The sequence below is a fragment of the Mesorhizobium sp. M7A.F.Ca.CA.004.04.2.1 genome (assembly GCF_004022825.1).
GTDB lineage: Bacteria > Pseudomonadota > Alphaproteobacteria > Rhizobiales > Rhizobiaceae > Mesorhizobium.
Map to the genome: position 1 here is coordinate 1 of NZ_RZPH01000315.1, position 5,766 is coordinate 5,766.

The 5,766-nt window shown below is 61.2% G+C and carries 6 protein-coding genes; 4 read left to right on the forward strand and 2 right to left on the reverse strand.

The features are described from left to right. Both EN893_RS15720 and EN893_RS15725 read left to right on the forward strand, forming a co-directional pair. On the forward strand, window positions 1-924 hold a 924-nt coding region (locus tag EN893_RS15720; protein ID WP_245490843.1), incomplete at its 5' end, for a glycosyltransferase family 2 protein. A gap of 122 nt (window positions 925-1,046) precedes the next feature. Then, window positions 1,047-1,589 (forward strand): sugar transferase, encoded by a 543-nt coding sequence (locus EN893_RS15725; protein ID WP_127271926.1) that lies wholly within the window; start codon window positions 1,047-1,049, stop codon window positions 1,587-1,589. Between the two features lie 52 nt (window positions 1,590-1,641). On the opposite strand, the gene EN893_RS15730 is transcribed toward EN893_RS15725, so the two are convergent. Next, on the reverse strand, window positions 1,642-2,577 hold the full coding sequence (locus tag EN893_RS15730; RefSeq protein WP_127270009.1) for an NAD-dependent epimerase/dehydratase family protein: 936 nt from the start codon (window positions 2,575-2,577) through the stop codon (window positions 1,642-1,644). Further along, window positions 2,574-3,899: an O-antigen ligase gene (locus EN893_RS15735; protein ID WP_127270015.1), complete on the reverse strand. Its 1,326-nt coding sequence runs from the start codon at window positions 3,897-3,899 to the stop codon at window positions 2,574-2,576. Before EN893_RS15735 ends, EN893_RS15730 begins: the two co-directional genes overlap by 4 nt. Before the next feature lie 480 nt (window positions 3,900-4,379). Here EN893_RS15735 and cysD point away from each other — a divergent pair, with 480 nt between their 5' ends. Then, window positions 4,380-5,285: a sulfate adenylyltransferase subunit CysD gene (gene cysD, locus EN893_RS15740; protein WP_027035869.1), complete on the forward strand. Its 906-nt coding sequence runs from the start codon at window positions 4,380-4,382 to the stop codon at window positions 5,283-5,285. Window positions 5,286-5,287: 2 nt separating this feature from the next. After that, on the forward strand, window positions 5,288-5,766 hold a 479-nt coding region (locus EN893_RS15745), incomplete at its 3' end, for a GTP-binding protein (RefSeq protein ID WP_206640124.1).

Consider the following 5,766-nt stretch of genomic DNA (forward strand, 5'->3'; position numbering starts at 1 on the left):
GATCTGCGCATCGCGGTCCCGATGGGCACGAAAGACGGCGCCGCCTTCATCGAGGAGCAGCTGCAGTCCCTGCTCGAGCAGTCGCACCCTCTGGTCGACTTGTGGATTTCAGACGATGGCTCCACCGATGGCACGACCGCCATCATCGAGACATGGAAATCCCGCTGGCGGCCCAAGGGGCGGATGACGCTGGTAGAGGGGCCGCGGCAAGGCTTCGCCGCCAATTTCCGCTCCATGATCGTCGACCGACGCATCGAGGCGGACTGCTATGCCTTCTGCGACCAGGACGATATCTGGGAGCCCGACAGGCTGGAGAGCGCTATCAGCTGGATGCGGACCCAAGATGCGAAAACCCCGCTGATGTTTTGTTCGCGAACCGCAACCATGACGGAAACAGGAAGCCTTGTCGGCCATTCGCCGCTGTTTGCCCGGCCGCCATCCTTTCGCAACGCGCTTGTGCAAAGCATCGCCGGCGGCAACACAATCCTGCTCAACGCCGCGGCACGCGACCTGCTGGCCAGGGCCTCCACGCGGACCGGGTTCGTCAGCCATGACTGGTGGGCCTATCTCATCGTGACCGCCGCCGGCGGCATCGTCCGCTACGATCCGCAGCCGCTGGTGCGCTACCGGCAGCACGCGGCGAACCTGGTCGGCGCCAACGTGTCCTGGAAAGCAAGGTTCTCCCGGCTTGGCCGCCTGTTCAAGGGGGAATTCGCCGGCTGGACGGACCTCAACCTCGACGGTCTCGCCGTCAATCGCGATCTCCTGACCGAGGACGCGACGGCGTGCCTCGACCTTTTCATCCGCGGGCGCAACGGTGGCCTTTCCCGCCGCTTGGCAGGCTTGCGCCAAAGCGGCGTCTATCGGCAGACCGTTTCCGGAAACATTGGGCTCTATCTCGCCTTCATCCTGGGGCGCATCTGAACATTGCGACGGCTGCGTGGCGCGCTTGGTCAAGAGATCGGCTCATGCTACGTCGACCGGATTGACGGCATTGGCCTGCGGCGTTGCCTCGGGACTTCGGCAGGGAGCACTATCGGCCGTTCATGAAGGCAGCCAAGCAAATCTTCGATATTGCCGGTGCGGCTCTGCTGCTGGTGGCGACATCTCCTGTCTTGGCGCTCACCGTCCTTGCCGTTCGAGCATCGTCGCCGGGCCCGGCTATTTTTTCACAGGTGCGGGTCGGCCGTGACGGTCGGCTTTTTCGCTGCCACAAGTTGCGCACCATGTATGTCGGGACGCCGTCACTACCCTCGCATGAGGCGCCGGCGGATTCCGTGACATCGGTCGGGAAGGTCCTACGGAAGTTCAAGCTCGACGAGCTGCCGCAATTCTGGAATGTCCTGAAGGGCGAAATGAGCCTGGTCGGGCCGCGCCCCTGCCTGCCGACCCAAACCGAGTTGATCGAGTGTCGCAGGCGGCTGGGGGTTTTGGCGGCGCTGCCGGGCATAACCGGCCTGGCCCAGATCAGGGGCATCGACATGTCGAACCCGGAGCTTTTGGCCGAAACGGATGCTGCCTACCTCCGCACTGCGTCGTTCTGGCTCGACCTTCGGATCCTGTTTGGAACGCTCTACCGCAGACCATGATCCCAAAAAGTGGAAGCCGGTTTTTGGAAAAGATCATGGTCAAGCAAGAAAGTCAGGATCTACCGAGCCGCGCCAGCTCGACCAGCCGCTCGAGCGTGCCGGCTTCAGGCGTCCACCCCTGCGATACCAGCAGGGCGGGGTCGCATATCTGTGTCGCGGTCAGGCTGTCCCAGAACGCCCGCCTGCCGAGCGCGGCCACGACCGGCCGTATCAGACCGGCCGGCACAGCCATCAGGCGCACAGGCCGCCCCAAACCTCTGCGAAAGGCGGCGATGATGGCCTCGGCGGCGACCGGCGGCACATCGGCGCCGACATAGATCGGGCGAAGCGGTCCGGAATGGCTGAGCAGGTGCGACACTGCTCGCACCGCGGCCTCGGAAGACATCAGCGAGCGGATTCCGGTCAAGGCACCCGTCGGCAGCGGCAGCGGCGTATCGGCAAGGCGCATCAGCGTTGCCAGATTCCCCCTCATGCCGCTTCCATAAACCGGAGGCAGGCGCAACACGGCGGCGTCCGAGCGGCCGTGTAACGCGTAGGCGTCCAAAACCTTGATCTCGCCTTCGCGCTTCGAGCGTCCATAGGCGCATTGTGGGGCAGGAAGCGTGTCCTCGTCGATCGTTGCGCTGACATGCGCGCCGATCACCGCTCGGATCGAGGAGAGATGGATGAAACGTCCGCTTATCTGGGCGGCCGCGGCATGCGCCAGCCTTGCGCTCAGTTCCACATTGGCCGCCTGGTAATCGGCTTCGGTTGCATTTCCCTGATCATTGTTGAGGCCGGCGCAATGGACGACGTCAGTAATATGCCGGGTCAGTTCCAGGAAGGCGGCGGCCGGCGCATCGAAGCCGGGCATCGGCACAGTCTCGTTCTCCGAACCAAGCCTCTCGGGATGGCGGGAGGCGAGGCGAAGCTCGGCACCGGCTTCGCGAAGGTGGCGCACGACAAGGCGCCCGATGAAACCTGTCGCGCCCGTGACCAGAACCTTCATGGCCTTACCCGAAACAGCTCTCTGGTGACTGATGGAAGTGCTCGCTCTTCCATCACTGGTGCAAGTGCCTGCTCTTCCAACAAAGGAACATGGCGTCCGGAGGCGAGATATGTTCCGCTCACCATGAAGACCATCAGCACCGAGTCCAGAATGTCATGGCCGATCAGGATGCCTGTCATTCCGGCCGTCAGATAGGTGATCACCACGACAACAATCATGGTCGCGCCGAACCGCTCGCTCGGATCGTTGCTGTTTCGCAAGACCCGGGCGGCATTTCCGGCGGCAACGATAAAGATCGCCGCCAGCGTCACGGCACCCAGAATTCCCGCTTGCACCAAGGCGGTCAGGAAGCCGTTGTGAAAATGGTTGAAGCCTGTGTCCATCGCGAACTGCTCATGAAAGCCCTGCTTGATCAGATGCTGGGTTGCACCCACACCGTGCCCGAACAGTGGCATGTCATGGAATGCTTTGAGGCCGATCTCCCAAAGCGCAACACGTATTCCCAACGAGGTGTCGTAATTGCCGCCAGCCCCAAGCGCACCCCAATCGGAGCGCAAAAAGTCGACCCGCCCGGATATCGCCTGGAAGCTGGAAGCGGCGATCACGACGCCGACCGCTGCCAGCAGCAGCAGCAGGCGAACGGCATTCCTGCCTCTGAGCCTGTGCCGGTTGATCAGCATGACGGCGATGCCGGCGATCAGCAGTGCCAGCCAGACGATACGCGAGCCGGAATAGATGACGGCGATCGTCCCGGCCAGTGCCGCGTAGAAGAGTGGGGTCCGGGCTTGCTCAACACCGGACAAGGCGCCAGCCACACACATCACCACGGCAAGGCACACCACGGTTGCGAAGACGATCGGATTTCCGGCTCCCCCCTCGGCCCTGACGCCAATCCAATATTGCTGGATGACGGCCATGAGCAGCGCGGCAAAACAGGCGGCCATGCTGGAAAGCACGATGATGCGGGTAAGCGTGGTTTTCTGCGTGATGCTCCAGGTCGAATAGGACACGGGAAAAAACAGGAAGGTGACGAGCGGGATAAGATGTGGCGCATCACGGGCGAACGAATTGTTGACGATGGAAGCCAGGAGATTGGAGGCGCAGTAGGCATAGATCGCGACCGTCAACCAGATCATGGGCCGGTCGGCGTTGAAGCGCCTTTTCCGTAAAGCAATCAGCAGGGCTGACGAAAGGCCTCCGCCAGCGAATACAAAGCTGACCACCGATCCCAGTACCGGTGGAAAAAAGAAGCAAAGGACGGAGAAGTAGTTGTTGATCCGCGAAGGCGTGAATTGCTGTCTCAGGGGTGAAAGCCGGGTCAATTTTCGGGCTCGCTGTCTTCGGCAAGTTTCATGCGGCGGATCTTGTTTAGCGAAGTTGAATACGCTCGCCTCGAAATTGCCCATGATGCACTTGCCCACTTCCCGAGGCTGGTATAGCGGCTGCCCCCCATTTTCGATAGTGTATAGGGCAGATTGCCACCGAAAAGCGGCGGCAGGCGCGGGCCGACCAGAGGAAGTCCCTTGAAAGCCGCAGCTGATCCATTCAAGCAATATTTTCCCCGCGTTTTCTGGGCCGTTGAGCTTGCAGGCAGGAATTTCCGGATTTGCCGGCATCTGTGGAAAATTCATTCTCGAACCATGTGCGGCCGGGTCAGTACAGCATTGTTCTTGATAATGGCGATCTGCTAGAACGCCGGCACGAGAAGATTGTCCAGAAACAAGGCTCGAACCGGGTGCGAAGAGCTCGATGATTTGAGGCAAGGTCTTCTGTTGGAAGATACGAAAGAACGCCCACGGCCCATGACAACAGCGCTTACGCATCTTCAACGGCTTGAAGCCGAGTCCATCCATATATTCCGTGAGGTTGCGGCCGCTTTTGCCAAGCCGGTCATGCTCTATTCGGTTGGCAAGGATTCATCCGTGTTGATGCATCTGGCGATGAAGGCGTTTTATCCCGCCAAGCCGCCGTTCCCCTTTCTTCACGTCGACACGACGTGGAAGTTCCGCGAGATGATCGCCTTTCGCGATCAGATGGCGCAGAAACTCGGCTTCGATCTCCTGGTTCATGTCAATGAAGACGGCGTGCGCGACAACATCAATCCCTTCGACCATGGTTCGAACACCCACACCCATGTCATGAAGACCGTGGCGCTGCGCCAGGCGCTCGACAAATACGGTTTCGATGCGGCCTTTGGCGGCGCTCGTCGCGACGAGGAGAAATCGCGCGCCAAGGAGCGCATCTTTTCCTTCCGCAACGCCCAGCATGTGTGGGATCCGAAGAACCAGCGCCCCGAAATGTGGAAGATATTCAACACCCGCATCGCATCGGGTGAATCGATCCGCGTCTTTCCGCTGTCGAACTGGACCGAACTCGATATCTGGCAGTACATCCTGCAGGAAAGTATCCCGATCGTGCCGCTCTATTTCGCCAAGGAACGACCGGTGGTGGAACGCGACGGCATGCTGATCCTGCGGGACGACGAGCGCATGAAACTGCGCCCCGGCGAGACGGTGGAGAACAGGCTGGTGCGGTTCCGCACGCTTGGCTGCTATCCGCTGACCGGCGCCATCGAATCGGATGCCGACACGCTGGAAGCCATCGTCGGCGAAATGCTGACGGCACGCACGTCCGAACGGCAGGGTCGCCTGATCGATCGCGATGAAGCCGGCTCGATGGAAAAGAAGAAGCGCGAGGGGTACTTTTGACCATGCGCCACATCATGGCAAAGAGCCTCGCCCCCACCGACGGCGTTCGCGACTATCTGGCGGCGCAGGAGAAGAAGTCGCTGCTGCGCTTCCTGACCTGCGGCTCGGTCGATGACGGCAAGTCGACGCTGATCGGGCGCCTGCTGTCCGATACCAAGCAGATTTTCGAGGACCAACTCGCCGCGCTCGAACGCGATTCGCGCAAGCATGGAACGACGGGCGACGACATTGATTTCGCGCTGCTGGTCGACGGTCTGGAGGCCGAGCGCGAGCAAGGCATCACCATCGACGTCGCTTACCGCTTCTTCGCCACGCCGAAACGCAAATTCATCGTTGCCGACACACCTGGCCACGAGCAATACACCCGCAACATGGCCACCGGCGCCTCGACCGCCGACCTGGCGATCGTGCTGATCGATGCCCGGCAGGGTGTGCTTCGCCAGACAAGGCGGCATTCGATCATCGCCTCGCTGCTCGGCAT